Here is a 25,539-nt window from a genome sequence, read left to right as displayed (position 1 = left end):
GAAGGGCGAAGCGTGGTGTCCGGCGTAGCCCGAAGGGCGAAGACGGACTGGTCGGTACTCCGGCTATTCGTGGATGCGAATGTGGTACGTCTACATCATCCGCAGCATCTACTTCCCTGATCAGGAATACGTTGGCGCCACCGAGGATCTGAAACGACGGATTCCCGAGCACAACGCCGGCAAGTCCGCCCACACCTCAAAATTCAAGCCTTGGCAACTCGTCTGGTACTGCGCATTTCCGGACAAATACAAAGCCCTGGCATTCGAGAGGTATCTCAAATCCCATAGCGGCCGCGCCTTCGCCAGGAAGCGCCTCTAGCCGCCGCACATCCGGCCGCTACTCCCCAAGCACCGCATTCAATCGGTCGCGAAGCGCGACGATCTCGTCCTTCATCGCCAGCAACTCCCCGACCGTGCAGTCCGACGCCGCGAGGATCGATTGCGGGACGGCTTTGGCCTTTTCGCGTAACGCGTGGCCCTGCTGCGTCAGCGCAATCAGCACCACGCGCTCGTCCTCGGTGCTGCGGGTCCGCCTGACCAGCTCCGCCGCTTCCAGCCGTTTCAGCAGCGGCGTCAGCGTGCCGGAATCCAGGAACAGCCGCTCGCCGAGGTCCTTGACCGGCACGTCGTCGCGCTCCCACAGCGCCAGCATCACGAGATACTGCGGATAGGTCAGCCCGAGCCGGTCGAACAGCGGCTTGTAGACACGGTTGAAGGCATGTGCGGTCGAATAGACCGCAAAGCAGATCTGGTTATCGAGCCGCAGCGCCTGATCCGCCGCCGTCTGTTTCCTGACCATGGTTCCCATCGAATCCATCTCGTTTGCGGGTCATTTTGTGCTCACATGACCGCGGATTCAATTGCGAACAATTAAATGTGAGGCCTCGGAATTTATATTGCGCACAATTCAATTGGATGCAATACGTGTGGCCGTCGATTTCAAAACCCACTCGAAACCAGCAAGTCCAAACCCGAGGGAGACCACGATGTCTGTGAACGTGCTCTACAAGACCAGCGCCAAGGCAACCGGCGGCCGCGACGGCCATGCGGCAACGCTCGACGGCGCGCTCGACGTCAAGCTCACCACGCCGAAGGAGCTCGGTGGCGGCGGCGGCGCCGGCAACAATCCGGAGCAGCTGTTCGCGGCCGGCTACGCCGCCTGCTTTATCGGCGCGATGAAGTTCGTGGCCTCGCAGGGCGGCCCCAAGGTTCCCGCCGACGCCGCAGTGACCTCGACGGTCGGCATTGGTCCGCGCTCGGAAGGCGGCTTCGGCCTCGCCGTCGAACTCGCCGTCTCGCTGCCCGGCCTGTCCCGCGCTGACGCCGAAGCGCTGGTCGAGAAGGCGCACCAGGTGTGCCCGTATTCCAACGCGACCCGCGGCAATGTCGACGTCAAGCTGACCGTCGTCTAATCCGACTCCCGCCAATGGTCCGCCACGCCTTCCCGCGTGGCGGACTATTTGTTTGCATTCGAGATGCCAGTGCACTCTTTGCAGTTCGCTTGGCGAACGCACGCGCCGCCTGCTGCATGGGCCTGCGCGGATGAGAGCATTGCTGCCTCGCCCGAAGACCGTTAGCTCTGGGACCCTCGTTTTCGAACCCAACTGAGCGAAGGTTGCTTCCATGAATACCCCAGCGGCTACGGGCGCGATGACCGGACTGCGCGTGATCGATCTGACGCGCGTGCTCGGCGGCCCGTATTGCACCCAGATCCTCGCCGACCACGGCGCCGACGTGATCAAGGTCGAGCCGCCCGCCGGCGACGAGGTGCGCGACTGGGGCCCTCCCTTCCACGACGAGGACGCGGCCTATTTCGTCGGCATCAACCGCAACAAGCGCTCGATCGGCCTCGACCTCGCCTCCGAAGGCGGACGCGTGGTGCTGATGAAGATGCTCGAAACCGCCGACGTGCTGATCGAGAACTTCAAGCCGGGCACGCTCGACAAATGGGGCATCGGCAACGACGTGCTGCGCGCGAAATTTCCGCGCCTCGTGCATTGCCGGATCTCCGGCTTCGGTGCCGACGGCCCGCGCGGCGGCAATCCCGGCTATGACGCGATCATCCAGGCGATGACCGGCATGATCGCGGCGACCGGCTCCCCGGAGAGCGGGCCGATGCGCATCGGCGTGCCGCTGGTCGACATCACCACCGGGCTCTATGCCGCGATCGGCATCCTGATGGCATTGTCGGAGCGGCAGCGCTCGGGGCTCGGCCAGTTCCTCGAGACCACGCTGTACGAGACCGGGCTCGCGATCATGCATCCGCACACCGCGAACTATTTCATGCATGGCAAGCCGCCGTCGCTCACCGGCAACGAGCATCCGAACCTCGTGCCGTACGCGATCTTCCCGACCAAGACCGACAACATCTTCATCGGCGTCGGCAATGACGGCACCTTCCGCAAGCTCGCCAAGGAGATCGGCAAGCCGGAGCTCGGCACCGATCCGCGCTTTGCCCGCAACAAGGACCGGATCGCCAACCGCGATGCGCTGCGGGCCGAGCTGGCCGCGGTGTTCAGCCAGCACGAGGCCGAGCCGCTGTGCAACCGGCTGCTCGCCGCCGGCCTGCCTGCCGGCCCGGTGCAGAAGATCGACCAGGCGCTGACCAACCCGCACACCATCCATCGCGGCGACGTCATCGAGAAGGATTGGTACAAAGGCGTCGCCTCGCCGATCCGCCTCGAACGCACCAAGCCGAACCTGCGCCGCACGCCGCCGAAGTTCAGCCAGCACGCTGCGGAAGTGCTGGGCGAGTTCGGGTACTCCCGGGACGAGATCAACGGCCTGGTCGACAAGGGCGTGGTCTGCGGTCCGCAGCGCAAGCGCTGACACGACCATCCGTCAGCCCTGCGGTGCAGCGTCGCGTCCGGCGCTGCACCGCACGGCGCCGGCGGCGGCGATCTTCGCCTTTTTTACCGCTTCCCTTTGTCGCGGCTTCCCCCCTACGATGACTTTCGTTTATACGGTCATTTGAACGTCATCCGGCGCTGATAACGCGCGCAACGAAAGATGGTGTTCCAACCGGGAGGGGCTTTGATGATTTTTCGACGATTAGGCGCTGCTGCTGTCGCCGCTGCTACGCTTGCATTCGCGTCACCTGCGTTTGCGGTGACCGAGATCCAGTGGTGGCACGCGATGACCGGCGCCAACAATGACGTCATCGTCAAGCTGGCCAACGACTTCAACGCCTCGCAGTCCGACTACAAGGTGATCCCGACCTACAAGGGCGGCTACGCCGACACCATGAACGCCGGCATCGCCGCCTTCCGTGCCGGTAACGCGCCGCACATCATGCAGGTGTTCGAGGTCGGCACCGCGACCATGATGGCCGCCACCGGCGCCGTCAAACCGGTCTACAAGCTGATGGCCGATGCTGGCGAGAAATTCGATCCGAGCGTCTATCTGCCCGCGATCACCGGCTACTACTCGACCTCGAAGGGCGAGATGCTGTCGTTCCCCTTCAATTCGTCGTCGACGGTGATGTGGGTCAATCTCGACGCGCTGAAGAAGGCCAACATCGCCGAGATCCCGAAGACCTGGCCGCAGGTGTTCGAGGATGCCAAGAAGCTGAAGGCGGCCGGCTACACCACCTGCGGCTTCTCCGGCTCGTGGGTCACCTGGGTCAATCTCGAGCAGCTTTCGGCCTGGCACAACGTGCCGCTCGCCAGCAAGGCCAACGGCCTCGACGGCTTCGACACCGTGCTCGAATTCAACGGCCCGCTGCAGGTCAAGCATCTCGAGAACCTGGTCGAGCTGCAGAAGGACAAGACCTACGACTATGCCGGCCGCACCAACACCGGCGAAGGCCGCTTCACCTCCGGCGAATGCCCGATCTACCTGACCTCGTCGGCGTTCTTCGGCAACGTCAAGGCGCAGGCCAAGTTCAACTTCACCGCCGCCCCGATGCCGTATTATCCCGACGTCAAGGGCGCACCGCAGAACTCGATCATCGGCGGCGCTTCGCTCTGGGTGATGGGCGGCAAGTCGGCCGAGGAATACAAGGGCGTTGCCAAGTTCCTGACCTTCCTCTCGGACACCGACCGCCAGGTCTGGATCCACAAGGCCTCGGGCTATCTGCCGATCACCAAGCGGCCTACGCCAAGGCCAAGGAAGAGGGCTTCTACAAGGACCAGCCCTATCTCGAGACCCCGCTGCTCGAGCTCACCAACAAGGAGCCGACCGAGAATTCGCGCGGTCTGCGCCTCGGCAACATGGTGCAGCTGCGCGACATGTGGTCGGAAGAGATCGAGCAGGCGCTGGCCGGCAAGAAGACCGCCAAGCAGGCGCTGGACTCCGCCGTCGAGCGCGGCAACCAGATGCTGCGGCAGTTTGAAAAGACCGCCGTCCGCTGACATGATGGTTTGAGGCCATCAACCGGCAGGCCGCGACGAGCGGCCTGCCATTTCGTCAGAGATCATGCAAAAGCAAGCGATTTTCCAATCAAAGCTGTTGCCGTACGCGCTGGTTGCCCCGCAACTCGCGATCGTCCTGGTCTTTTTCTACTGGCCGGCCGCACAGGCGGTGATCCAGTCCTTCCTGCTGCAGGACGCCTTCGGCCTGTCCACCAGTTTCGTCTGGTTCGAGAACTATCTCGAACTGTTCAAGGACCCGGCCTATTTCGCCGCCATCATCAGGACCTTCGCGTTCTCGTTCGCGATCGCGGTGTCCTCGCTGTCATTCGCGCTGCTGCTCGCCGTCATGGCCGACAAGCCGCTGCGCGGCTCGACGCTCTACCGCACGCTCTTGATCTGGCCCTACGCCGTGGCCCCGCCCGTGGTCGGCGTGCTCTGGGTGTTCATGCTGCATCCCTCGCTCGGCGTGCTGTCGCGCTATCTGCGCGCCATGGGCGTTGACTGGAATCCGCTGCTCGACGGCGACCAGGCCGCGGCCCTGATCATCCTCGCAGCGGCCTGGAAGCAGATCTCCTACAATTTCCTGTTCTTCCTCGCCGGCCTGCAGAGCATCCCGAAGAGCGTGATCGAAGCCGCTGCGATCGACGGCGCGCGTCCGATGCGGCGGTTCTGGACCGTGATCTTCCCGCTGCTGTCGCCGACCATCTTCTTCCTGCTGGTCATCAACATCGTCTACGCCTTCTTCGACACTTTCGGCATCATCGACACGATGACCCGTGGCGGCCCCGGCAAGGCGACCGAGACACTGGTCTACAAGGTCTATACCGACGGCCTGCTCGGCGGAAATCTCGGCTCCTCGGCGGCGCAGTCGGTCATCCTGATGGTCATCGTCGTCGTGCTGACGGGAATCCAGTTCCGCTTCGTCGAGCGCAAGGTGACCTACTGATGGTCGAGGAAGAAGGCTTCCAGCGCTATCTGGCTCACATCATCCTGTGGATCGGGATCGCGATCGTCGCCTTCCCGGTGTATCTGGCGATCGTCGCCTCGACCCAGGACAACGCCGTCATCGCCAACGGCCAGATGTCGCTGCTGCCCGGCGGCCATTTCCTCGAGACCTACTACCAGACACTGTTCGTCGGTACGAGCGGCTCGACCCGCGAGCCCGTGCTCAACATGATGCTGAACTCGCTGGTCATGGCGCTCCTGATCGCGGTCGGCAAGATCGCGATCTCGATCATCTCGGCCTATGCGATCGTCTATTTTCGCTTTCCGTTCCGGATGGCGATCTTCTGGATCATCTTCATCACCTTGATGCTGCCGGTCGAGGTGCGCATCTATCCGACCTACAAGATCGTCGCCGACCTGCATCTGCTCGACAGCTATGCCGGCCTGTCGCTGCCGCTGATCGCCTCGGCCACCGCGACGCTCTTGTTCCGGCAGTTCTTCATGACCGTGCCGGACGAATTGCTGGAGGCCTCGCGCATCGACGGCGCCGGCCCGTTCCGCTTCTTCTGGGATACGCTGCTGCCGCTGTCGCGCACCAACATGGCCGCGCTGTTCGTGATCCTCTTCATCCTCGGCTGGAATCAATATCTCTGGCCGCTGTTGATCACGACGCGCGACGACATGCAGACAATCCAGGTCGGCATCCGCAAGATGATCACCACGACCGACGCGCTGACCGAATGGCCGGTGGTGATGGCGACCGCGCTGCTGGCGATGCTGCCGCCGGTGTTCGTCGTCGTCGTGATGCAGAAACTGTTCGTGCGCGGATTGGTGGAGACGGAAAAATAATGGCCAACGTCACGCTGCGCAGCGTCCGCAAGACCTATCCCGGCGGCTTCGAGGCCATCAAGGGCGTTGATGTCGACGTCGGCGACGGCCAGTTCTGCGTGCTGGTCGGCCCCTCCGGCTGCGGCAAGTCCACGTTACTGCGCATGGTCGCCGGGCTCGAGACCATCACCGGCGGCGAGATCGACATCGGCGGCCGCGTCGTCAACCAGGTCGAGCCCGCCGACCGTGACATCGCGATGGTGTTCCAAAACTACGCGCTCTATCCGCATATGAGCGTTTACAACAACATGGCCTATGGTCTGCGCAACCGCGGCATGGCGGAGGCCGAGATCAAGACCCGCGTCGAGGAAGCCGCGCGCGTGCTCGAGCTCTCGCCGATGCTGGAGCGCAAGCCGCGCCAGCTCTCCGGCGGCCAGCGCCAGCGCGTGGCGATGGGCCGCGCCATCGTGCGCCAGCCGAAGGTGTTCCTGTTCGATGAGCCGCTGTCGAACCTCGACGCCAAGCTGCGCATCGCGATGCGGGTCGAGATCCGCAAGCTGCAGCGCCGGCTCAACACCACCTCGATCTACGTCACCCACGACCAGCTCGAGGCGATGACGCTGGCCGATATCCTCGTCGTCATGAATGGCGGCCAGGTCGAGCAGATCGGCAATCCGCTGGACATCTACCAGCGGCCTGCGACCACCTTCGTTGCCTCTTTCATCGGCGCCCCGCCGATGAATTTGATGCCGCTGCGCTCGGACGAGCTGACGTCCCAGATCGCGGGCGCGGACGGCGCCGGCATCGTCGGAATCCGGCCGGAGGATTTCGTGATCTCCAGCGAGACGGTATCCGGCGGCGTCGCGCTCGGCCTGACCGTCGAGGCGATCGAGCATGTCGGTGCCGAAACCTTCGTCTATGGCAGCCGCCAGCGCGAGGAGCAGGGGGTTGCCGCCAATCCGGGCGAGCTGCCGCCGGGCGAGGTCATCGTCCGGGTTCCCGGCGCCACCGGCCCTGCGATCGGCGAGCGGATCCGGGCCGTTGCCCCCCGCGACAAACTGCATCTTTTTACCGCTGATGGCCGGAAGCGGGTCACTGGGTAACCGATCGAGAAGAATTTGCCCTCATGTTGCGGGCGTTTAGGCTGGTTTCGGAGCTGCTTGAACGCTATCCAGATCGCCCCCATATCCCTCACTGACCGGAGGCCAGACGGCCCGCCGGTTGCATGGGGCGCCGCAAGGGCCCCTCAAAGTCGCTTCGAGAGGACTTTGTAATGTCTCGTGTTCCATCGTTGTCCAGTCCGTTCCTTCTGGGATTCGACGAGATCGAGCGTGCGCTCGACCGCGTCGTGAAGGGCGCCGACGGCTATCCTCCGTACAATATCGAGCGGTGCGACCGTACCAACGGGCAGCCTGAACGGCTTCGCATCACGCTAGCGGTGGCGGGCTTCACCCGTGACCAACTCGATGTGACTATTGAGGAAAATCAGCTCGTCATCCGCGGCCGCCAGCAGGACGACAAGGCTCGGCAATACATCCATCGCGGCATTGCCGCGCGCCACTTCCAGCGCACCTTCGTGCTGGCGGAGGGGATGCAGGTGCTGGGCGCGGATCTGAAGAACGGGTTGTTGTCGATTGACCTGGCCAGGCCGGAACCTGAACGGGTCATTAAGACAATCGCTATCAATGAGCACGAATAATAGAAACAACGAGCGGACTCGACCGCTTATCTGACTGAGGAGTCGAGACCATGAGTGAAGCGAGTATCATCTTCCAATCCGACAGCGTCACGCCGGAAGCACTGGCTCATCTGGGCGAAGGCCACATCGCCTATGTGAAGCAGGTCCGTTCCGAGGACGTGCCCGATCTCTTTCCGCAGGCGCCGAAGATCGCGCCCGGCCTCAAGCTGTTCGCACTGCATGCCGCCGACGGCACGCCGATCATGCTGACCGACAGCCGCGAAGCCGCGATCGCAAACGCCTGGAGCAATGAGCTGCAAGCCGTCAGCGTCCACTGACGTATTGTTAGCTTCAGCATCCGCTGATACGCGCGGGCTGCCTCGACACAGAGGCGGCCCGCGCATTTTTTATGGTGATGGATTTGATGTGGTGAGCACCGGCCCCATGCTGAGCTGCACCTCGCCGGGCACGTTATAGTCCCGCATCAGCATGCGGTTGTTGCGCAGCCCGCACGCCTCTCGCTGCACCACGAACATCCAGAGCGCATGGCCGGCTTCCCGCACCAGGATGCGCCGTGCCTGATGCGCGGGCGCCGTGGCTTCAGCGTGCGGATGCGCGGCATCGAACTCGCGCAGCTTGGCAAGTGCTTGTTCGAGGGCGCGCCCCATCCGACCGAGCGCACTCGCCCGCTCTTCGGCGAGTTCGTACGCGAGAACGTCGACGGGAACACGATCAAGGCGAAAATCGCGGGACATCAGTGATCCCTGGTTCGCATATGCAATGTTGCGCACGTCCGTCTTCCGGCGTCACCGCCGGGTTGTCAATGGGCGCTCGCATGCTCGATCACGCCAGGCCAAGGCTCGGTCAATGTGAGCAGCTCTTGAGCGCAGCCCTGGGCAGCGGGCCACGGTCGCGACTCCATTTCGCTCCGCGCAGTTCCGTGTTGTAATTGGTTCTCGTGAAACGGAATGCGACAGGGGAATTTCCGGCAACAATTATTCACCACCAAAATCGATCAAAGGAGGGATGCGACCATGCAGAAGAGCTGGCTGATCAATCTCGTTGCTTCGGTGTCGATTTCCGTCCTGGCGACTGGTGTCGCAATTTCCGCGCAAGACAAGTACAGCCTGCAAGTGCCGAATGGGCTCGCGTTCTCCGAGTTCAGGGGATACGAGGACTGGTCGGTGATCGCGATCAGCGAGAACGAAGGCGTAATCGCCGTGATCCTGGGCAACCCCGCGATGATCGGTGCCTACCGGGAGGGCGTACCCGGCAATGGCAAGCCGTTCCCCGATGGCGCCAAGATGGCGAAGATTCACTGGGTCCCGAAGAAGCAAGAGGCATATCCCGGCCAACCAACCGTGCCAGGCGCGCAGCACGACGTCGATTTCATGTTGAAGGACAGCAAGAGGTTCGCCGATAGCGGCGGCTGGGGGTACGGCGCATTCGAGTACGACGCGGCGACAGATGTGTTCAGGCCTGCCAACACGACGGATAATCCGCCGCAAGAAAACGACGCAAAATGCGGTTATGCCTGTCACACGGTGGTGCAGAACCGCGACTATGTGTTCACCGAGTACGGCAAGAGATAGATGCCCGGATCGCGCGGGCTAGCGTTGCACCAGCCGCGCGCGGATGTCCGGCTTCAGCACCTTGCCGACCTTGGAGCGCGGAAGATCGTCCCAGACCTCGATCTGCTTCGGCGTCTTGATGCTGCCGATCTGCTGCTTGACGAACGCCGCCAGCGCCGTCGCATCGACGGTGTGACCGGCGCGCGGCTGCACCACGGCGACGATGCGCTCGCCCCATTTGTCGTCGGGCATTCCGATCACGGCGCAATCCTGCACCGCCTCATGGGCCCGCAACGCGTTCTCGACCTCGATCGAATAGACGTTGAAGCCGCCGGTGATGATCATGTCCTTGGCGCGGTCGACGATATAGAGATAGCCGTCGGCGTCGATGTAGCCGATGTCGCCGGTATGGTGCCAGCCGTGCACTGATGCTTCGCGCGTGGCCTCCGGGTTCTTGTAGTAGCCGTCCATGACGAGCGAGCCGCGCACCACGATCTCGCCGCGCGATCCCGCAGCCAACAGCTTGCCGTCGCCATCCATGATGCCGGCCTGCACCAGCGGGCCGATCCGCCCGGCCGAGGACAGCCGCTCCATCGCGATCATGCCGTCTGCATGATAGTGATCGGCTGGCGGCATCATCGAGATCATCATCGGCGCCTCGGTCTGGCCGAACAGCTGCGCCATCGGCCCGATCCGGCGCAACGCCTCCGCAAGCCGCGCCGCCGAGATCGGCGCCGCGCCATACCAGAAGCATTGCAGCGAGCTGCGATCGGCCGCGTCGAGCCCGGGATGGTCGAGCAGCATGTAGATCACGGTCGGCGGCAGGAAGGTGTGGGTTACGCGATAGCGCGCGATCAGCGCCAAGAACTCGCCGATATCAGGGTGGTGCATGATCACGACGCGGCCGCCCAGCGTCATGATCGGAAAACACAGCACCCCCGCGGCGTGCGTCAGCGGCGCCAGCGCGAGATAGACCGGACGGCCCTTGAACGGATAGCCCATCAGGGTCAGCGCGGTCATCGCCTCGATGTTGCGGCCCGACAGCATCACGCCCTTGGGCTTGCCGGTGGTGCCGCCGGTGCCGGGGATCATCGCGAGATCGTCGACGGTTTCGCGCTGATGGTGATCGTCGGCAAGCCCGGACAGCCAGCGGTCGAACGACGGCGCGAACGGCATTTCCTGATCGAGGCAGACCAGCGCGCGCAGCTTCGGCAGGTCCTGCCTCACGGCCTCGACCATCGGCGCAAAGCTCGAATGAAACAGCAGCAGATTGCAATCGAACTGGTCGAGGATGAACTTGTTCTCGGCCGCCTCGTTGCGTGGATTGATCGGGCACCACACCGCGGCAGCGCGCGAGATGCCGAACACGCAGGCGAAGGCAAGCGGATCGTTGCCGGACAGGATCGCGACCTTCTCGCCGGGCGCGATGCCGGATCGCTCGAGCCCGCGCGCGATCCGGTAGCTCAAGCGCTGCACCTCGCCATAGCTGAGGTCGCGGCCATCCATGGTGAGGCACGGCGCGTCGGCGCCGAGCGAGGCACCCTTGTCGAGATAATCGATGAAGCGCATGGCGGGCCTCGCGAGAGGGCGCGGGTGACGCGCGACGGCGTCACCCGCGGATAGACGTCTTCGAGCAAGGCGGATACCGGTGCGCCTGACGAAAACGCTTCAGGGAACGGAGTGTCGAGCCCCGATCCGATCGGGGCCCAAGCTCAATCGTGCACGGTCAGGACCGGCTTGCCGACCAGGCCGAAGCTGCGCAATTGCCCGAGCAGCTCATGATGGCCGAACGCCTGGCAGCCGGAGGCGAAGCGACGCGCTTGGGCGGCTGCTGCAGCAGGTACGCCGCGGCAAAGGCCTGCAACATGCCGGTCTGCTTGTAGTTGCTGTTGCCGTAGATGACGCAGTGCGCGCGCCCCAGCGGGCCGGAGGCGTACACCGAATCCAGCGACTTGTTGACGCGCGGGTTCTCGCGCGGCGGCATGGTGTTCATCACGCCGGCCGCGGTCTGCGCCAACGCGGCGTAGCGCTCGTCGGGCTTCATGTCCTTGGTCGCGTCCAGCGCCGCGGCGACGATCTGCGGCACGCCCAGCATCAGCGCACGGTTGAACACGCCGCCCAGCACCTTCACGTTGGCGACGCGCGGATCGCGCTTGAACCACACCGGGTGCGAGGTGCCGCCCCAGGGCAGCGCCAGCGCCAGCTCGTGCTGGCCGGGGATGGCGAGGTTATAGAGACCGGCATCGGGCTGATGCTCGACGTATTTGTTCTGCTCGAGGTAGTAGGCCTTGGCCATCGCGGCGTTGACCAGGATGGTCTGCGTCGAGGCGATGGTCGGGCTGCCGCCCCAGAACACGGCGATATCGAGCGTGTCGAGGCCGGGCGTCTCCAGGCACAGCTGTGCGGCGATCTCGCCCGTCGTGTACATCTGCGCGATGCCCGGCGCCAGCAGCAAGCCGGCATTCGCGAACTTTGTGCCGAACTCCTGCTCGAGCGTGATCAGCCAGTCCTGCTCGCCGGTCGTGTCGGTGTAGTGGCACTTGGCAGCGAGGCAAGCCTGCACCACCTCGATGCCGAACTTGGCGAACGGGCCCACGGTGTTGAGCACCACCGAGGCGCCCTTGAACAGTTCAGTCAGCGCCGAGGCGGTGTGCGGCACCGTCACGACCTCGTAGTCGGCGGTCTCGATGCCGGCCACGTTCGACTTCATCGCGGCGTTGAGCTTGTCGGCACTGCGGCCGGCGGCGATGAAGGGGATGTTGTACTCGCGCAGATATTCGCAGACCAGCCGGCCGGTGTAGCCGGACGCGCCATAGACGATGACGGGCTTCTTCTCGCTCATTGCGATCCTCCGAAATGCTTGTTGTCGGCTTCGTTGCTACATGCCCATGCCGCCGTCGACCGGCAGGCCGATGCCGGTGATGAAGCGGGCATCGTTCGAGCACAGGAACACCGCGGCGTCGGCGATGTCGGTGACCTCCGCGAGCTTGCCGAGCGGCGTCTGCTCCACCACCGAGCCGACGGCGGCGTTGACGTCGGGCGCAAGGCCGATCTTCACGATGTCATTGGCGAGCTGCAGACCCATGTCGGTCGGGATCAGGCCGGGATAGATGCAGTTGACGCGCACGCCATAGCCGAGCTTGCCGGCTTCCATCGCACCGACGCGGGTCATGCGGTCGACCGCGGATTTGGTGCCGGAGTAGACGGCGATGCTCGGGAAGGCGATCGTCGCCGCGACGGACGCGATATTGACCACCGCACCGCCCTTGCCCGCCGCGCCGCCCGGCCGCATCGCGCGGAAGGCGTGCTTCATGCCGAGCACGGTGCCGACGATGTTGACGTCGCACATCCGACGCGCGTCCTCGGCCTTGATGTCGGCGACCAGCGAGGTGATCTCGATGCCGGCATTGTTGATCAGGATGTCGAAGCCGCCGAGGGTTTCGACCGTCGCTGCGGCGGCCCGCTCCCACTGCGCGTCGTCGGTGACGTCGAGCTTGACGAAGCCGCTCTTCACCCCGGCCTTGGCGATCTCGGCGGCGCTGGTCTTGCCGGCGTCGTCGAGAATGTCGCCGATCATGACCGCGGCACCGGACCGCGCCAGCGCCTGCGCGATCGCCGCGCCAATCCCCCGGGCGCCGCCGGTGACCAGGGCTTTCCTGCCTTCAAGGCTCTTCCCACTCATGACGTAGTCCTCCCTTTGCTTTGATGATCTTGATCGGTGCCGTGGACTGGGGGCTGCGCGGGCCGGGCGTTGCGCATTTGGAGCGCAGCAGTGATCGCGGCCGACGTCGGCGGGGCGCAGCATGGGCGCGCCCCGGGCGGTGCATTTCCTCCTGTTTCGTCGATTGGTCAGCCGTCTTGACGGTTGTCCAAATTATTGGGCCAACCCTCGTCCAGGAACTTGACACTTGTCAAGTCTGAATTTGACAAGTGTCAAAGAGGATGATTGTGAAGGGATGGAGCACTCCGCGATCGCCGCGGTATAGTTGCTCGAGCGAAGCGACAGAGGAAAGGCACCGGATGGCGCGGCAGGCGACAGGAGCGGCCCAGCGCGTGGCCGTGGCGAGCGAGGCGCTGCGCGACGAGAAGTTCAACGCACGGCGCGTCGAGCTTGCGGAGCTGCGCTGGAGACGCTCGGCGAGCTCGGCTTCGCGCGTACCAGCCTGCGCGAGATCGCGCAGAACTCCGCATTCACGCACGGGGTGTTTCACTACTACTTCAGCGACAAGCTCGATCTGATCTGCTGCTGCGTCCGCCACTACAAGGCGAAATGCGTGACGCGCTATGACGAGGTGGTGACGACCGCACGCAGCCGCGACGAACTGACCGAAGGCTTCCTCGCCAAGCTCGCGGCGACGCTGCGGGACGAAGCCCGGATGCACCGGCTCTGGTACGACCTGCGCTCGCAGGCGATGTTCGAGCCCGCGTTTCGCAAGGACGTGCTCGAGATCGACAAGAGCCTGGAAGCGATGATCTGGCGCATCGCCACGCGCTACGCCGAACTCGGCAACAAGAAGCCGGCATCGTCACCGGCCGCGCTCTACGCGCTGTTCGACGGCCTGTTCCAGAGCGCACTGCTCAGGCATCTTGCTGACGACGAGAAGGCCGTTCCGGATCTGCTCGACGAAGTTCGCCGACTGCTGCCGACGATCTGCTGAGGCGTTCACAACGCATCAGCGCGCGCGAACGAGCGACCAACAACTATTCCTGAAGACAATTGCGCGAACGAATCCGCTGACGCGGATGATTACGCCGCGCTCGCCGGCGGCAGCGCGAGCACCGAATAGATCGCCTGTGCGTCGCGCGAGGCGCGCAGCTTCTTGGCGACGTCCTGGTCGCGCAGCAGGCGGGCGATGCGCGCCAGCGCCTTGAGGTGGTCGGCGCCGGCGCCTTCAGGCGCCAGCAGCAGGAAGATCAGGTCGACCGGCTGGCCGTCCATCGCCTCGAAATCGATCGGGCGCTCGAGGCGGGCGAAGAAACCGAACAGCTTCTCCAGCTTGGGCAGCTTGCCGTGCGGGATGGCGACGCCATAGCCGACCGCCGTGGTGCCGAGCTTCTCGCGCTGCAGCAGCACTTCGAAGATCGCGCGCTCGTTCTGCCCGGTCAAAGCCGAGGCACGCGCCGCAAGTTCCTGCAGCGCCTGCTTCTTGCTGATGACCTTCAAAGCAGGGAGTATCGCCTCGGGTGCGACCAGATCGGTAATCGGCATTGGGACGTTCCGAGGTGAATGACCGTCAGGTTGCGAAATAGGCTTTACAGCGGCGGCGTCAAGAAGATGAGGTGGGATGCGGGCTTAGCCCGGGTCCATTTGGCAGGGCTTCTACTCCAACGTATCGGCGGTGCCAACACCTGCGAACCCTGTTCCGCCCCCCTTATTCCTGGAGGCGGCGGACCATAAGCAGGGCTGGCTTCGAACGTCAATGCCATCTGCCAACTATCCTCAGGGGCTCACCGCGGGCGGGTCGACCCAGCCGACATTGCCGTCCGTACGGCGGTATATGATGTTCAACCGGCCACTGCCGCCATGCTGGAACACCAGGCAGGAGGCGCCGGTCAGATCGAGCTCCATCACCGCCTCGCTGACCGAAAGCCGCTTCAGCGCGGTGGTTGCCTCGGCAATGATGACCGGGCTGTATTCGGTGACCTCGTCCTCGTTCTCGGGCGCCTCGATGACGTAGCTCGGCGCGTCGAGCCCGACGCCGTTCAATTCGGCAAGCGCGGCGGTCGCGGCGTAGGCCTTGCGGGCGGAGCGGTCCTTGAGCCGGCTCTTGTAGCGGCGCAGACGCTTCTCGATCATCAACAGCGCGGCGTCGGCGCTGGCATAGGCGTCGGCGGCGTTGGATTCGGCTTCCAGCGTGATCCCGGAATCCAAATGTATCGCGCAGTCGGTTCGGAAGCCGAAGCCATCCTTGCTCAGGGTGATGTGACCGGAATAGTTGCCATCAAAATACTTTCGCAGGACCTCGTCGGTGCGGTCGCTGACGCGCGCACGAAGCGCCTCGCCGATGCTGATGCTCTTTCCCGAGATTCGAAGGGTCATTTGATGCCTCAATTGCTGGGATGCCTCGGTCTGTCTTGCAGGAGCATGATGGTCGCTGGATTCCGGTTGCCTTCCTTTCTGACGATGCTCGGCCTGGAAAGGTCGAGACTATCGCGATTTGACGCGAACGCAACGAGCGCATGGACCTGTCCGTACTTGGACGGGGCCATCCTCAGGAAGTAACCTAAACGGGGGCTGTATCGCGCGAGCGGTCGGGCGAGGAGGCAGGAGCCGAAAGGGCATTACCGAGCATGCTCTGTTTGTCACGGCGGCGCTGCACCGAGGATGGTATCCGCATCGCCTCGCGGTACTTCGCGACGGTGCGGCGGGCGATATCAATGCCCGAGGCGCGCAAACGTTCCACGATCGTGTCGTCGGACAGGATCGCCGACGGCGCTTCGCCGTCGATCAACTGCTTGATGTGGTGACGCACCGCTTCGGCCGAATGCGCCTCGCCGCCGTCGGCGGACGCGATCGACGCGGTGAAAAAATACTTCAATTCAAAACTGCCGCGATTGGTCGCCATGTATTTGTTGGCGGTGACGCGCGACACCGTCGATTCATGCATCTGGATCGCGTCCGCGACTGCCTTCAGATTCAGCGGCCGCAGATGCGCGACGCCATAGGTGAAGAAGCCGTCCTGCTGGCGGACGATTTCGGTCGCGACCTTCAGGATGGTGCGGGCGCGCTGATCGAGCGCGCGCACCAGCCAGGTCGCGTTCTGCAGGCAGTCGGTGAAGTACGACTTGTCACCGTCCTTGCGGATCGTCTTCGACAGCTCAGAGTAATAGGTCTGGTTGACCAGCACGCGCGGCAGAGTGTCGCTGTTGAGCTCGACGTGCCAGCCGCCGTCGGGACCCGGACGGACATAGACGTCGGGCACCATGGTCTGCGTCCGCGAAGTGCCGAACTTCAGTCCAGGCTTCGGATCGAGCCGCCGGATCTCGGCGATCATGTCGGTGATGTCTTCGTCGTCGACGCCGCACAGCTTGCGCAGGCCTGCGATGTCGCGCTTGGCGAGCAGATCGAGATGCTCGACCAGCGCCTGCATCGCCGGGTCGTAGCGATCGAGCTCGCGCAGCTGGATCGCAAGACACTCGCTCAGGTTTCGGGCGCAGACGCCCGGCGGATCGAATTTCTGCAACACGGCGACGACCTCGTCGACCGCCTGCTGCGACGCACCGAGCCGCTCGGCGGCCTGGCCGAGATCGGCCGGCAGGTAGCCGGCGTCGTCGACCAGGTCGATCAGATACTGCCCGATCATGCGCTGCGCCGGCGCCGAGAAGGCCACCGCGAGTTGCTCGGCGAGATGGTCGGCGAGCGTCAGCTCGGCGGCCACGAAGGCTTCGAGATTGTATTCGTCGTCGCTGGAGGCGCCGCCGCCCCATTCGGTATAGACGGAAGGCGGCGCATCCTGTGCGGCGCGCGCAGCCGCTTCCGCCGGCTCTTCGGAAAACACGTTCTCAAGACCGGAATCGAGCGTCTGTTCGATCTCGGCGCGGGTGCCGAGGTCGCGGTTCAGCCACTCCTCCTGGCCGGGCTCGAAGGCGGCTTCGCCACTGGCGCCCGCAGCCATGTCGGAGCCGTCGCCATCGTCGCCGTAGCTCGAGGAACCGTCGGAATCGCCGTAGTCCTGCCGTTCCATCGCAGGCTCGCCGGCCACCGGCGGTTCCGGCCCGTCGGCTGCCCGCTCCAGCAGCGGGTTGCGCTCCAGCTCTTCCTCGACAAAGGTCGACAGATCCAGGTTCGACAGTTGCAGCAGCTTGATCGCCTGCATCAGCTGCGGCGTCATCACCAGCGACTGCGACTGGCGGAACTCTAGTCTTTGCGTCAGCGCCATGGAGGCAAGATCGACCTTAAAAGTTGGCTCGATTCTTGCTTATCTTAGTCCGTGAAGCTTGTACACGGCTTGACGGATGCAATTTTTGGGCTAGAGCCGGAATTCCTCGCCAAGGTAAAGCCGACGTACATCCGGATCATTAACGATCTCCTCCGGGCTTCCCTCAGTCAAGATCTCACCGGCATAGACGATGTAGGCACGGTCGGTCAGGCCGAGTGTCTCACGGACGTTATGGTCGGTGATGAGCACGCCGATGCCGCGGTTGGTGAGGTGGCGGACGAGGTCCTGGATGTCACCGACCGCGATCGGGTCGATGCCGGCGAACGGCTCGTCGAGCAGCATATAGTTCGGCCGCGTCGCCAGCGCGCGCGCAATCTCGACGCGGCGGCGTTCGCCGCCGGACAGCGCGATCGACGGGCTCTTGCGCAGCCGCGTGATGTTGAACTCGTCGAGCAGCGAATCCAGTTCGTGCTCGCGCTTCTTCTTCGAGGGCTCGACGACCTCGAGCACGGCGCGGATGTTCTGCTCGACCGACAGGCCGCGGAAGATCGAGGCTTCCTGCGGCAGATAGCCGATGCCGAGGCGCGCACGCTGATACATCGGCAGCTTGGTGACGTCATGGCCGTCGAGCTCGATCGCACCGCGATCGGCCTTGATCAGGCCCGTGATCATGTAGAACACGGTGGTCTTGCCGGCGCCGTTCGGCCCGAGCAGGCCGACCGCCTCGCCGCGGCGCACATAGATGCTGACGCCGCGCACGACCTGGCGGCTGCCAAAACTCTTTTCCACGCTATGCACAGCCAGGTAGCCCGGCCGCTTGATGAGCTGCGGCGCCGCCGGGGCACTGTTTCTGGCCGGCCTCGCGCGCGCCGGAGCCGGCGCCGCCGGCGATCGCGGCAGCTCGACGGCGGGAACCGGAGCGGCGCGCGCCATCGGCGGCGCGTCACGCACCGGCGACGTCAGCATCTCGCCGAACTGGTCGCCGAGCGCCGTGATGTCGTCATGCGCACGCGCAAATCCGGTGCTGCGTTTCGCAGAGCGCCGCCGGAACATGCCGAGAAAATCCACCATCCCCGCTTCGCTTCAGCCTTTCACGGTGATCCCGCGACCTTGCCTGCGGACCAATCGATTCGCACGCCAACCTGCGAGCATGAAAACCGGATGCCGGCCTTCCCGCGCGACAAGCGCGGACGCGTTTGCGCGGATCATGCTCGAATAATACGGCAAAGCGCGGTGACCCGCGCCTTGGATGAGTGGATGCCCCTGCCCGGCCAGCGAGATTCCCCCTCGAGGCGGATCTTCGGCCGAACCGCAGCAGTAGATACAGTCTCGCCCCTCGCGCTTCAACCTCGCGGCCGCAAAATATTATCTAACTAGTTGATTCTGCTCAACCTTACGCGAAGCTTACTTGGCGCCCTATTTCGACTTGCCGCCCGGCAGGAGCTGAAGCGGCGAGGGCGCCGGAGCGGTGCCGGGGGCGGCCGGCGTTCCGCAGCCACCCTTGCCGCTCTGTCCGCCCTGCGACTGGATGAACAGCCCCTGCACCTTGCCGCTGTCGGATTCCACCCGCGAAACGCCGGTGGTCATGTCGACCAGCAGACGGTCGCCGCGCAGCACGTTCTGGCACTGGGTCAGCACCACCTGGCCACCACCGCCGCCGAGCATGGTGATCAGATTGGTCTTGGTGTCGAAGATCGCGGTCTCGCCGGTGACGACCTGGTCCTTCTGGGTGACGACGACATTGCCCTTCGCTTCCAACCGCTTGATCGAGGACGCACCGCCGGGGCCAGGGGTCGCCGACTGCATCGGCGCAGTACCCTTGGCGGCGGCACCCTTGGTGCCGGCTGGCGCAGGCGCCGGCGTCTGGGTCGATTTGTCCTCGTAGAACACCACCAGGATCTTCGAGGTCATGGTGGTGTCGCCCTGCACGACCTTCACATTGCCGGAGAAGGTCGCCTCCTTCTTCTTGTCGCGCATTTCGAGCGCGGCGGCCTCGATCTGGATCGGCTGGTCACGGTTCTGCGAAAAGCCCTGCATGGCGTTGGGGACGCCGCTCATCGAGCCCTGCGCGGACACAGAATTCACTGCGAACAGCGCGAGCAGGAAGGCCGCAATTGCGATGCCGTGCGGAAAGCGTCTGATCATCAAAATCATTTCGTGTTGGCGGATTTGCGCGCTTCGGCGGCGCTGGAGGAGGAGGTGGTGGTGGCGGCGCGGCCTCGGCGGGCGCACTTGCATTGTTGTCGCCGAGCTTGTCGAGGTACATCACGACATTGCCTTCGAACCGTACGAGCTCGCCACTGTTGTAGATTCTGAGTCGGTCTGACGTCAGCGTGCCCTGCAGCAGCTTGACGTCGACATGCTCGTCCGACGACACGTTGCCCTTGTTGATGTCGACGAAGGCTTGCGTCAGCTTGGCCTCATAGCCGGTGGACGATTGCAGGAAGATATCCTGGCGCAGGTCGAGCAGCTGCTTCTTGTTGTCGAAGAAGCCGGTGCGCGCATCCATCGTCACGGTCGACTCATCCTGCTGCGCGACCTTGGCGCGGATCGTCTTCAGCTCGACATGGTCCGGATCGGTGACGTCCTGGATCGCCGCCTTGGCCCACATCTCATAGGGCCGGCCATCGGCGGAGAAGCCGGCGATGTGCGGGGATTCCATCGTGATCTTGGTGCCAGAGACCACGAGGTTGTCCATCTCGACCGGCAGCTTGGGGATCATTTCGCGGAAGGGATTGTAGACCGAGACGAAGATGATCGAAGCCATCGCCACTCCCACCACCGCGGGCACGGCGACGCGCAGGATCCGCACCATGCGGCTGTGCCGCGCGGCAGCGGCAAAGCGCGCCTCGAGGCCCGTCACATAGGCTGGATTCTGAACCGAATTCACCTGAGCTCCAGAGGCGCGAAATGCCCCTATTCTAGCCGGAGCCGCCCGAATATGCAGCCCGGACCTCGCGTCGCGCCCCCGCGAGGGACAACGCGTGAACAGTTTGGCCGAAACGGGGCGGAACCGGCCCTGCTGCGACGAATTCGGCGCCCATCATGAACGGGCGAATTCACGAATGGGCGAAGATGTCCTCGGCCTCCCAGCCGTCGAGGTCGAGCCTGGCGCGGGTCGGCAGGAAGTCGAAGCAGGCCTGCGCGAGCTCGCTGCGTCCCTCGCGCGCCAGCATCACGTTCAACTTGTCGCGCAGCGCATGCAGGTGCAGCACGTCGGAGGCGGCATAGGCGAGCTGGGCCTCGCTCAGGCTTTGCGCGCCCCAGTCGCTCGACTGCTGCTGCTTCGACAATTCGACGTTCAGCACCTCGCGCACCAGATCCTTCAGGCCGTGGCGGTCGGTATATGTGCGCGACAGCCGCGAGGCGATCTTGGTGCAATAGACCGGCACCGGCATCACGCCGAAAGTGTTGTAGAGCACCGCCACGTCGAACCGCGCGAAATGGAAGATCTTGGTGATCTTGGGATTGGCGAGCAGCGCCTTCAGGTTCGGCGCATCGGTGTGCCCCTTCGGAATCTGGATCACGTCGGCAGTACCGTCGCCGTTCGACATCTGCACCACGCAGAGCCGGTCACGATGCGGATGCAGCCCCATGGTCTCGGTGTCGATCGCAACGGAATCGGTGTAGCGCGTGAGATCGGGCAGGTCGCCGCGATGCAGGCGGATGGTCATGCTGTCAAAAACCTCGTCGAATCGCTCTCGGGACAAGCTATCGTTCAATTCCCCGGCAGGCGAGCGGGCATCAAAAGGGGAGGGACGCCCTCCCTCATTCCGCTGGCACGGGGTGTAGCGCCATTGTGCAACGGAGACAATGGCTTGGCTGGCCGATCGCGACCAGGACCACTCTATTGCCAGCTGACGCGGAGGCCGAACCGGCCGGTGATGTCCTCACGATGCAGGCTGTCCACCGACGTCGTGTAGCCCGCGCTCGCATAGGCGCTGATCGTGCGATTGAGCTGCGCGGAGACGCCGGCGCCGATCTCGACGGCGGTGCCGCGGCTTTGCACGCCGATCAAGTCGGTCGTCGCGAAGGCGATGCTGCGGTCATTCGCGGCGGTGTGCCAGAGATTGGCCTCGAGATAGGGACGCAGTTCGGTGGTGCCGACGACGACGGTTGCGGGTATGCGGACGCCGAGCCGCCCGGTCAGCGTATCGGCACTGCCGGGCGCGACGCTGGAGAAGAGGTCGTTGAAGCTGTCGAACGACTGGCGCTGCCAGATCAGTTGCGCCTGCGGCTCGATCGCGATGAATCGATTCACCGGGATCGGCACGCCGGTTTCCAGCGACGCCGCGACGCCCGTGCCCGACACCCGCGCGCCGACCTGGCGGTCCGACTGCGGACTTGCGCCGTAGAAGCTGCCCATCAGCACGGCGTCGACGTACCAGCCCGAGGGACCGATATGGGTCCAGTAGCCGCCGATGTTCTGGCTGTCGATCGAGAGCGTGCCGGTGCGGACGCCGTCGATCCCGACCGCGAAGCCGTTGATGGTGCCGCTGGCCCAGCCATAGGCGTAGAAGAAGCCGGCGCGATCATGATGCTCCGGCGCGGACTGGAAGCGCAGGATGTCGACGCCAACCTGCACGCCGGCCATGGTGCCGTCGAAGGATGGGCTGACCGTGCCGGCCCAGTCTGCGAACTGTGCGAACCATACGCGCGCGCCCACGCCGCCGGCTGCTCGCCGCCGCTGGTCAGCAAGGCCTGATCGCCCTGGCGCTGGTGGAAGGTGCCGAGCGTCGCGAGCCCGAGCTTCTGCGCCACCTGCGGCAACGCCGAATAGACCGAGACTTCCTCACGGTAGAGTTCGACCGGCGCAGCGCCCGCCGGCGGCGGCGTCAGCGACGACAGATCTTCTGCGGGCAGCCCTGATGGCGACATGCCCCCGCCGGACACGACCGGAGGGGCAGGTGACGCCGTCCCCGGCAGCAGCGTCGAGCGCAGATACCAGTTGTCGGCGCTGCCGGCCGAGACACCGCCGCGGAACAGCAGATATTCGTGCGCGCCGGCAACGACCGCACTGGAGAGACCGAATGCACCCGGCGCCGTGGTGCCGCCGTTGACGGCCTGCACCACCATGATTCCATCCGCCGTGGTATCCGCGCCCGCGCCGCCTGCATTGCTGACGGCGACCGCAGTCGAGCCCGACGCGTTGCCGCCGGAGATGACGAGTCGATCCGACGGCGAACCGTCACTACCGAGCACGCTGCGCAGAAAAAGGCTGCCGCCATTGCCGACATAGTTGCCGGCAATCGTCAGGCTGTTCGCGGCCGTTGCGCCGCCATTGGTCAGGTTGATCACGCCGGCATTGGTGACGGTGACCGGCGGCCCGCCGGCAAACGACGTGATCGACGGATTGGCGCCGTTGCCGGCCAGCAGGCTGGTGCCGGCCGCGATCGAGACATTGCCGGTCAGCGATGTCTGCAGGGTCAGCGAACCGCTGTTGATGAAGGTGTTGGCGAAGGTGCCGGTGCCGGCCCAGGTCCAGTCGCTGCCTTCCATCGTCAGCGTCTGGAAGCGCGTGAACGGATTGGTCACCGTGCCGCTGCCTTGCAGCCGCACCTGGTTGTTGCCGGCGCCGCCATCGGCAAGGCCTGATATCTGCGAGCCGGTCTGCAGGATGAAGGTCACATTGCCCGTGCCGCCGGCGAGCGCCGTGCCGCTGTTGCCGGCGATCAGGCCGGCATTGACGATGGTGGTGGCGCCGTTGAGCGTGCGGATCGCGGGCCCGGCCTGGCTGATGATCTGGCCGCCGGCGAGATTCTGGATCGTTGCGGTGAAGGATGATCCCGCGGTGTTGGAGAACACGGCATCGGAACCGGCGCCGCGCGCTTCGATGATGCCGCTATTGGTCAGCACATTGGCGTTGCCCTGCATAAAGACGGTGTTGTTCGCCACCCCTCCCAGCGTGCTGCCGGTCGTCAGCAAGGTGCCGGTATTGGTGATGGAGGCGAACTGCCCGGCGGAGAAGATCGCGCGCGCCTGCGCGCCGGAGGTCGTGATCGTCCCGCTGTTCATGAACTTGTTGTTGTCGCCGGTCTGGACGTACAGGCCATAGGATTGCGGTCCCTGGGTCGTGATCGTCCCGGTATTGATCAGCGTGTTGTTGCCGTTCTGGGTCAGCCCGACGATAGCGAGGCCGCGCGAAGTGCCGTTCTGCGTCGTGATGGTGCCGTTGTTGATCAGCGTGTTGCCGCTGCTGCTGGCGGCGATCGCATTGCTGCCGGCGCCCGTGGTCGTGATCAGGCCGGACGTCCCATTGGTGAAGACGTTGCCATTGCCGCTGCCGAAGATTCCGGTGCCGCCGCCGCTGATGGTCAGCGTGCCGTTGTTGGTCGCGGTGCTGCCGGAGATAAGACCGATCGCGGTTGCGCCGGCGCCCGGCGTGATGCCCGCGCCCTGCAACACGTTCACCGTGACGTTCGAGCTGCCGGCAGCGGCCTGCACGCCTGCGAGCGAGGGACTCGGCGCCGTGGTCGAGCAGGTCACCGTCTGACCGCTCACCGGCGCGAGATTGTCGCAAGCGGCGAACGCCTGCGAGACCGACAGAAGATAGCCGCCACCCAGAGTGCACGACAGGATCGCCGCGAGCCGCGATGAAACCATGCCCATCTCCACCATCGGCGCGAAGCCGAGCCCCCGGCCTGCGCTTCCTGCTCCCCCCTGCCCCGCTCTCAGCGTCGGCTGATCAGCTCCATTCAAGCTTGAGACGATTTGCAGCGATCTGTTGCGGGATCGCCACAGACGGAACCTTTAGCTGCATACATTCGATTCACATCCTTTGCGTGCATACGCCTTCAGGGTTGTGAAGTACACCACTCACCCGTTGCGGACATTGCGCGACACAACCCGAAACAATCGTCTTTGCGTGTCCGACGAGCGGCGCGCGCGACCGGGCATCGCGATATGCAATTGATTTTGATGGAACTGTTGCCCTGGCGCCTCATGAAATCCCGGCGCGCCCACCCCATCTGTTGCCAGCCCGCACTTACCCTTGAAATGAGCCTCATGTCGGAACAGACCATCGCCGCGCCGATCGACGACGAGCCGCAGGAACGCGGCTTCACGCGCTATCAATCGTTCCTGATCGCGCTGCTTGCCTTCACACAGTTCAATTTGATCCTCGACTTCATCATCATGTCGCCGCTCGGCGCCATCCTGATGCCCTCGCTCAACATCACGGCCGGGCAGTTCGGCGTCGCGGTGTCGGCCTACGCCTTCGCCGCCGGCATTTCCGGCATCCTCGCCGCCGGCTTTGCCGATCGCTTCGACCGCAAGAAGCTGCTGCTGTTCTTCTATGTCGGCTTCATGCTCGGCACCGTGCTCTGCGCGCTGGCGCAGAATTTCCAAGTGCTGCTGCTCGGCCGCATCGTCACCGGCCTGTTCGGCGGCGTGATCGGCTCCGTCGTGCTCGCGATCGTGACCGACCTGTTCCCGCTGCAACTGCGCGGCCGCGCGATGGGCGTGCTGCAGACCGCGTTCGCCGCGAGCCAGGTGCTCGGCGTCCCAGCCGGACTTTTCCTGGCCAATCACTGGAACTGGCACATCTGCTTCGTCGCCATCGTCGGCCTGTCGATCGTGGCGATCGCCGCCATCGCGCTGTTCATGGAGCCGGTCGACGGGCACCTCAAGCTGCAACACGACAGCAACCCGTTCCGCCATCTGATCGCGACCGTGGGTCAGCCGCGCTACACGCTGGCCTTCCTTGTGACGACGCTGCTGGCGACCGGCGGCTTCATGCTGATGCCGTTCGGCAGCGCCTTCACCGTGCACAATCTCGGCATCGACATCGTGCACCTGCCGACGATCTATCTGGTGTCCGGCCTGTTCAGCATCATCATGGGACCGCTGGTCGGCCGCGCCAGCGACGCGTTTGGCAAGTACCCGACCTTCATCTTCGGCTGCGTGGTGTCTGCCATCATGGTGCTGATCTACACCCATCTGGGTCACGTCTCGCTGCTGACCGCAATCATCGTCAACGTGCTGATGTTCGTCGGCATCTTCTCGCGCATGATCCCGTCGCAGGCGCTGATGTCGGCGATCCCCGACGCCAGCCAGCGTGGATCGTTCAGCGCGGTCTCGGCCTCGGTGCAGCAGCTGTCGGGCGGGCTGGGCTCGGTGGTCGCAGCCGCGATCGTCGCCGAGAACCCGGACGGCTCGCTGCTGCATTTCGACCGGATCGGCTACGTCGTCGTGGCGAGCTCGATGATCTCGATGATCGCGATGTATTTCGTGCAGCGGCCGATCGCGCGGCGAGCGGGGCGGCGGGTCGTGTGAGGGCCGCGCTA

Annotated in this window: 23 protein-coding genes and 3 pseudogenes; 12 read left to right on the top strand and 14 right to left on the bottom strand. The window is 64.5% G+C overall.

Going from position 1 to position 25,539, the window contains the following annotated elements:
* Window positions 1-79: 79 nt before the first annotated feature.
* The gene (locus tag ALC15_RS16080) at window positions 80-319 is read left to right on the top strand and encodes a GIY-YIG nuclease family protein (protein ID WP_050628085.1); all 240 of its coding nucleotides are present in this window, start codon (window positions 80-82) and stop codon (window positions 317-319) included.
* 18 nt (window positions 320-337) lie between these two features.
* On the opposite strand, the gene ALC15_RS16075 is transcribed toward ALC15_RS16080, so the two are convergent.
* Window positions 338-799, bottom strand: coding sequence for a MarR family winged helix-turn-helix transcriptional regulator (locus ALC15_RS16075; RefSeq protein WP_050628084.1), 462 nt, complete (start codon window positions 797-799; stop codon window positions 338-340).
* 187 nt (window positions 800-986) lie between these two features.
* Here ALC15_RS16075 and ALC15_RS16070 point away from each other — a divergent pair, with 187 nt between their 5' ends.
* The 8 genes and pseudogenes from ALC15_RS16070 (at window position 987) to ALC15_RS16035 (ending at window position 8,141) form a co-directional block, all read left to right on the top strand.
* Complete coding sequence (locus tag ALC15_RS16070; RefSeq protein WP_021082598.1) at window positions 987-1,412, top strand: organic hydroperoxide resistance protein; 426 nt, start codon at window positions 987-989, stop codon at window positions 1,410-1,412.
* 211 nt (window positions 1,413-1,623) lie between these two features.
* Entirely contained in the window at window positions 1,624-2,829 is a 1,206-nt protein-coding gene (locus tag ALC15_RS16065) for a CaiB/BaiF CoA transferase family protein (RefSeq protein ID WP_050628065.1), read from the top strand.
* A 207-nt stretch (window positions 2,830-3,036) separates the two neighbouring features.
* Window positions 3,037-4,352 (top strand): annotated as a pseudogene (gene ugpB / locus ALC15_RS16060) (sn-glycerol-3-phosphate ABC transporter substrate-binding protein UgpB).
* Between the two features lie 64 nt (window positions 4,353-4,416).
* Window positions 4,417-5,298, top strand: coding sequence for a sn-glycerol-3-phosphate ABC transporter permease UgpA (gene ugpA, locus ALC15_RS16055; protein WP_050628064.1), 882 nt, complete (start codon window positions 4,417-4,419; stop codon window positions 5,296-5,298).
* Window positions 5,298-6,146: a sn-glycerol-3-phosphate ABC transporter permease UgpE gene (gene ugpE / locus ALC15_RS16050; RefSeq protein WP_050628063.1), complete on the top strand. Its 849-nt coding sequence runs from the start codon at window positions 5,298-5,300 to the stop codon at window positions 6,144-6,146. Before ugpA ends, ugpE begins: the two co-directional genes overlap by 1 nt.
* A complete protein-coding gene (locus tag ALC15_RS16045) occupies window positions 6,146-7,228 on the top strand; it encodes a sn-glycerol-3-phosphate import ATP-binding protein UgpC (RefSeq protein ID WP_050628062.1) in 1,083 nt (360 codons plus the stop codon). The genes ugpE and ALC15_RS16045 overlap by 1 nt, the downstream gene beginning before the upstream one ends.
* Window positions 7,229-7,398: 170 nt before the next feature.
* On the top strand, window positions 7,399-7,824 hold the full coding sequence (locus ALC15_RS16040; RefSeq protein ID WP_021082592.1) for an Hsp20 family protein: 426 nt from the start codon (window positions 7,399-7,401) through the stop codon (window positions 7,822-7,824).
* Between the two features lie 50 nt (window positions 7,825-7,874).
* Entirely contained in the window at window positions 7,875-8,141 is a 267-nt protein-coding gene (locus tag ALC15_RS16035) for a BQ00720 family protein (RefSeq protein WP_021082591.1), read from the top strand.
* A gap of 69 nt (window positions 8,142-8,210) precedes the next feature.
* On the opposite strand, the gene ALC15_RS16030 is transcribed toward ALC15_RS16035, so the two are convergent.
* Window positions 8,211-8,558, bottom strand: coding sequence for a DUF6665 family protein (locus tag ALC15_RS16030; protein ID WP_050628083.1), 348 nt, complete (start codon window positions 8,556-8,558; stop codon window positions 8,211-8,213).
* A gap of 279 nt (window positions 8,559-8,837) precedes the next feature.
* Here ALC15_RS16030 and ALC15_RS16025 point away from each other — a divergent pair, with 279 nt between their 5' ends.
* Window positions 8,838-9,395: a cytochrome P460 family protein gene (locus ALC15_RS16025; RefSeq protein WP_050628061.1), complete on the top strand. Its 558-nt coding sequence runs from the start codon at window positions 8,838-8,840 to the stop codon at window positions 9,393-9,395.
* A gap of 18 nt (window positions 9,396-9,413) precedes the next feature.
* On the opposite strand, the gene ALC15_RS16020 is transcribed toward ALC15_RS16025, so the two are convergent.
* The 3 genes and pseudogenes from ALC15_RS16020 to ALC15_RS16010 all read right to left on the bottom strand — a co-directional run bounded on the left by ALC15_RS16020 (window position 9,414) and on the right by ALC15_RS16010 (window position 13,056).
* Window positions 9,414-10,943: an AMP-binding protein gene (locus ALC15_RS16020; protein ID WP_050628060.1), complete on the bottom strand. Its 1,530-nt coding sequence runs from the start codon at window positions 10,941-10,943 to the stop codon at window positions 9,414-9,416.
* Window positions 10,944-11,086: 143 nt separating this feature from the next.
* Window positions 11,087-12,216, bottom strand: a pseudogene (locus ALC15_RS16015) (DUF5938 domain-containing protein).
* A gap of 36 nt (window positions 12,217-12,252) precedes the next feature.
* A complete protein-coding gene (locus tag ALC15_RS16010; RefSeq protein WP_050628059.1) occupies window positions 12,253-13,056 on the bottom strand; it encodes an SDR family NAD(P)-dependent oxidoreductase in 804 nt (267 codons plus the stop codon).
* 304 nt (window positions 13,057-13,360) lie between these two features.
* On the opposite strand from ALC15_RS16010, the gene ALC15_RS16005 reads away from it, so the two are divergent.
* Complete coding sequence (locus ALC15_RS16005; RefSeq protein ID WP_244486108.1) at window positions 13,361-14,032, top strand: TetR/AcrR family transcriptional regulator; 672 nt, start codon at window positions 13,361-13,363, stop codon at window positions 14,030-14,032.
* An 89-nt stretch (window positions 14,033-14,121) separates the two neighbouring features.
* On the opposite strand, the gene ptsN is transcribed toward ALC15_RS16005, so the two are convergent.
* From ptsN to ALC15_RS46235, 9 genes and pseudogenes are all read right to left on the bottom strand, one after another.
* Entirely contained in the window at window positions 14,122-14,583 is a 462-nt protein-coding gene (gene ptsN / locus ALC15_RS16000) for a PTS IIA-like nitrogen regulatory protein PtsN (protein WP_016843543.1), read from the bottom strand.
* A gap of 231 nt (window positions 14,584-14,814) precedes the next feature.
* Window positions 14,815-15,414, bottom strand: a complete 600-nt coding sequence (hpf, locus tag ALC15_RS15995; protein ID WP_050628058.1) for a ribosome hibernation-promoting factor, HPF/YfiA family — start codon at window positions 15,412-15,414, stop codon at window positions 14,815-14,817.
* A 184-nt stretch (window positions 15,415-15,598) separates the two neighbouring features.
* Window positions 15,599-17,254, bottom strand: coding sequence for an RNA polymerase factor sigma-54 (gene rpoN / locus ALC15_RS15990; RefSeq protein WP_050628057.1), 1,656 nt, complete (start codon window positions 17,252-17,254; stop codon window positions 15,599-15,601).
* Between the two features lie 90 nt (window positions 17,255-17,344).
* The gene (lptB, locus tag ALC15_RS15985) at window positions 17,345-18,325 is read right to left on the bottom strand and encodes an LPS export ABC transporter ATP-binding protein (protein WP_050628056.1); all 981 of its coding nucleotides are present in this window, start codon (window positions 18,323-18,325) and stop codon (window positions 17,345-17,347) included.
* A 345-nt stretch (window positions 18,326-18,670) separates the two neighbouring features.
* The gene (locus ALC15_RS15980; protein ID WP_094193916.1) at window positions 18,671-19,375 is read right to left on the bottom strand and encodes an LptA/OstA family protein; all 705 of its coding nucleotides are present in this window, start codon (window positions 19,373-19,375) and stop codon (window positions 18,671-18,673) included.
* Entirely contained in the window at window positions 19,266-20,144 is an 879-nt protein-coding gene (gene lptC / locus ALC15_RS15975) for an LPS export ABC transporter periplasmic protein LptC (protein WP_430649166.1), read from the bottom strand. The genes ALC15_RS15980 and lptC overlap by 110 nt, the downstream gene beginning before the upstream one ends.
* 169 nt (window positions 20,145-20,313) lie before the next feature.
* Window positions 20,314-20,928 carry a ribonuclease D gene (locus ALC15_RS15970; RefSeq protein ID WP_050628054.1) on the bottom strand — a complete coding sequence of 205 codons (615 nt, stop codon included), beginning with the start codon at window positions 20,926-20,928 and terminating at the stop codon, window positions 20,314-20,316.
* 173 nt (window positions 20,929-21,101) lie between these two features.
* Window positions 21,102-21,920, bottom strand: a complete 819-nt coding sequence (locus ALC15_RS41950; protein ID WP_094193913.1) for an autotransporter domain-containing protein — start codon at window positions 21,918-21,920, stop codon at window positions 21,102-21,104.
* Window positions 21,921-22,249: 329 nt separating this feature from the next.
* Window positions 22,250-22,753: pseudogene (locus ALC15_RS46235) on the bottom strand (autotransporter outer membrane beta-barrel domain-containing protein); the annotation flags it as partial.
* A 1,506-nt stretch (window positions 22,754-24,259) separates the two neighbouring features.
* Here ALC15_RS46235 and ALC15_RS15955 point away from each other — a divergent pair.
* The gene (locus ALC15_RS15955) at window positions 24,260-25,528 is read left to right on the top strand and encodes an MFS transporter (protein ID WP_050628082.1); all 1,269 of its coding nucleotides are present in this window, start codon (window positions 24,260-24,262) and stop codon (window positions 25,526-25,528) included.
* The last annotated feature ends 11 nt before the right edge of the window (window positions 25,529-25,539 follow it).

It is taken from the genome of Bradyrhizobium viridifuturi (assembly GCF_001238275.1).
Classification (GTDB): Bacteria; Pseudomonadota; Alphaproteobacteria; order Rhizobiales; family Xanthobacteraceae; genus Bradyrhizobium; species Bradyrhizobium viridifuturi.
The sequence above is the reverse complement of the archived record's forward strand: the minus strand, read 5'-3'. Positions and strand labels throughout refer to the sequence as shown.

What these genes read in the sequence shown, in the direction of transcription:
- ptsN (WP_016843543.1), bottom strand. Translation starts at nt 14,583, where the DNA reads ATGCCGATTACCGATCTGGTCGCACCCGAGGCGATACTCCCTGCTTTG.
- rpoN (WP_050628057.1), bottom strand. Translation starts at nt 17,254, where the DNA reads ATGGCGCTGACGCAAAGACTAGAGTTCCGCCAGTCGCAGTCGCTGGTG.
- ALC15_RS16030 (WP_050628083.1), bottom strand. Translation starts at nt 8,558, where the DNA reads ATGTCCCGCGATTTTCGCCTTGATCGTGTTCCCGTCGACGTTCTCGCG.
- hpf (WP_050628058.1), bottom strand. Translation starts at nt 15,414, where the DNA reads ATGACCCTTCGAATCTCGGGAAAGAGCATCAGCATCGGCGAGGCGCTT.
- ALC15_RS15955 (WP_050628082.1), top strand. Translation starts at nt 24,260, where the DNA reads ATGTCGGAACAGACCATCGCCGCGCCGATCGACGACGAGCCGCAGGAA.
- ugpA (WP_050628064.1), top strand. Translation starts at nt 4,417, where the DNA reads ATGCAAAAGCAAGCGATTTTCCAATCAAAGCTGTTGCCGTACGCGCTG.
- ALC15_RS16075 (WP_050628084.1), bottom strand. Translation starts at nt 799, where the DNA reads ATGGTCAGGAAACAGACGGCGGCGGATCAGGCGCTGCGGCTCGATAAC.
- ALC15_RS16045 (WP_050628062.1), top strand. Translation starts at nt 6,146, where the DNA reads ATGGCCAACGTCACGCTGCGCAGCGTCCGCAAGACCTATCCCGGCGGC.
- ALC15_RS16025 (WP_050628061.1), top strand. Translation starts at nt 8,838, where the DNA reads ATGCAGAAGAGCTGGCTGATCAATCTCGTTGCTTCGGTGTCGATTTCC.
- ALC15_RS16035 (WP_021082591.1), top strand. Translation starts at nt 7,875, where the DNA reads ATGAGTGAAGCGAGTATCATCTTCCAATCCGACAGCGTCACGCCGGAA.
- ALC15_RS16070 (WP_021082598.1), top strand. Translation starts at nt 987, where the DNA reads ATGTCTGTGAACGTGCTCTACAAGACCAGCGCCAAGGCAACCGGCGGC.
- ALC15_RS16020 (WP_050628060.1), bottom strand. Translation starts at nt 10,943, where the DNA reads ATGCGCTTCATCGATTATCTCGACAAGGGTGCCTCGCTCGGCGCCGAC.
- ALC15_RS16040 (WP_021082592.1), top strand. Translation starts at nt 7,399, where the DNA reads ATGTCTCGTGTTCCATCGTTGTCCAGTCCGTTCCTTCTGGGATTCGAC.
- ALC15_RS15970 (WP_050628054.1), bottom strand. Translation starts at nt 20,928, where the DNA reads ATGACCATCCGCCTGCATCGCGGCGACCTGCCCGATCTCACGCGCTAC.
- ugpE (WP_050628063.1), top strand. Translation starts at nt 5,298, where the DNA reads ATGGTCGAGGAAGAAGGCTTCCAGCGCTATCTGGCTCACATCATCCTG.
- ALC15_RS16080 (WP_050628085.1), top strand. Translation starts at nt 80, where the DNA reads ATGTGGTACGTCTACATCATCCGCAGCATCTACTTCCCTGATCAGGAA.
- lptB (WP_050628056.1), bottom strand. Translation starts at nt 18,325, where the DNA reads ATGGTGGATTTTCTCGGCATGTTCCGGCGGCGCTCTGCGAAACGCAGC.
- ALC15_RS16010 (WP_050628059.1), bottom strand. Translation starts at nt 13,056, where the DNA reads ATGAGTGGGAAGAGCCTTGAAGGCAGGAAAGCCCTGGTCACCGGCGGC.
- ALC15_RS16065 (WP_050628065.1), top strand. Translation starts at nt 1,624, where the DNA reads ATGAATACCCCAGCGGCTACGGGCGCGATGACCGGACTGCGCGTGATC.